At 59.0% G+C, this 1,184-nt stretch carries 1 protein-coding gene; it reads left to right on the top strand.

Annotated features, from left to right (window positions below):
• On the top strand, positions 1-1,184 hold a 1,184-nt coding region (gene tuf / locus CJ255_RS22040; RefSeq protein WP_097646204.1), incomplete at both ends, for an elongation factor Tu.

Here is a 1,184-nt window from a genome sequence, read left to right as displayed (position 1 = left end):
CGCAACAAGCCGCACGTTAACATCGGTACGATTGGTCACGTAGACCACGGCAAGACGACGCTCACCGCCGCGATTACCAAGGTACTCGCCATGCGCGGTGCCGCGAGTTTCATTGATTACGACCAAATTGATAATGCGCCCGAAGAGCGTGCCCGTGGCATTACCATTGCCATTCGTCACGTCGAGTATCAGACCGACAACCGCCACTATGCCCACGTGGACTGCCCCGGTCACGCGGACTACATCAAGAACATGATTACGGGGGCCGCCCAGATGGACGGTGCGATTCTTGTGGTCTCCGCGCCCGATGGCCCCATGCCCCAGACCCGTGAGCACATTCTGCTGGCCCGTCAGGTGCAGGTACCCGCCATTGTGGTCTTCCTCAATAAGGTGGACATGATGGACGACCCTGAACTGCTTGAGTTGGTCGAGATGGAGTTGCGGGAATTGCTCTCTAAGTATGAGTTCCCCGGTGATGATATTCCAATCGTCCGTGGTTCGGGTCGCGCTGCGCTCGAAAGCAGCTCCAAGGATATCAATGCGCCAGAGTATCAGCCCATCCTGGAGTTGATGCAGGCCGTGGATGACTACATCCCCACCCCGCAGCGTGCGATTGACCAGCCCTTCCTCATGCCCGTTGAAGATGTCTTTGGCATCAAGGGCCGTGGAACCGTCGTGACCGGACGTGTCGAGCGTGGCAAGGTCAAGGTCGGTGAGACGATTGAGATTGTGGGTATGGAAGAAGGCGCTCCGACCAAGACCGTGGTCACGGGTGTCGAGATGTTCCAGAAGACGCTCGATGAGGGCATTGCGGGCGACAACGTGGGCTGTCTGTTGCGCGGTGTGGAGCGTGGCGATGTGGAGCGCGGCCAGGTACTCTGTGCCCCCGGCTCGATCAAGCCCCACAAGAAGTTTGAGGCCCAAGTCTACGTCTTGAAGAAGGACGAGGGTGGGCGTCATACCCCCTTCTTCCCCGGCTATCGCCCGCAGTTCTACGTGCGGACCACCGATGTCACCGGCAGCATCCAGTTGCCCGAGAACATGGAGATGGTCATGCCCGGCGATAACGTGGTGATGGGCGTTGAGTTGATTGTCCCCGTGGCCATCGAAGAGGGCTTGCGCTTCGCCATCCGCGAAGGTGGTCGCACCGTCGGCTCTGGAGTTGTGACCAAGATTGTTGAGTA

This window comes from Candidatus Viridilinea mediisalina (genome assembly GCF_002532535.1).
Lineage (GTDB): Bacteria > Chloroflexota > Chloroflexia > Chloroflexales > Chloroflexaceae > Viridilinea > Viridilinea mediisalina.
This window is presented reverse-complemented; position numbering and strand designations above follow the sequence as displayed.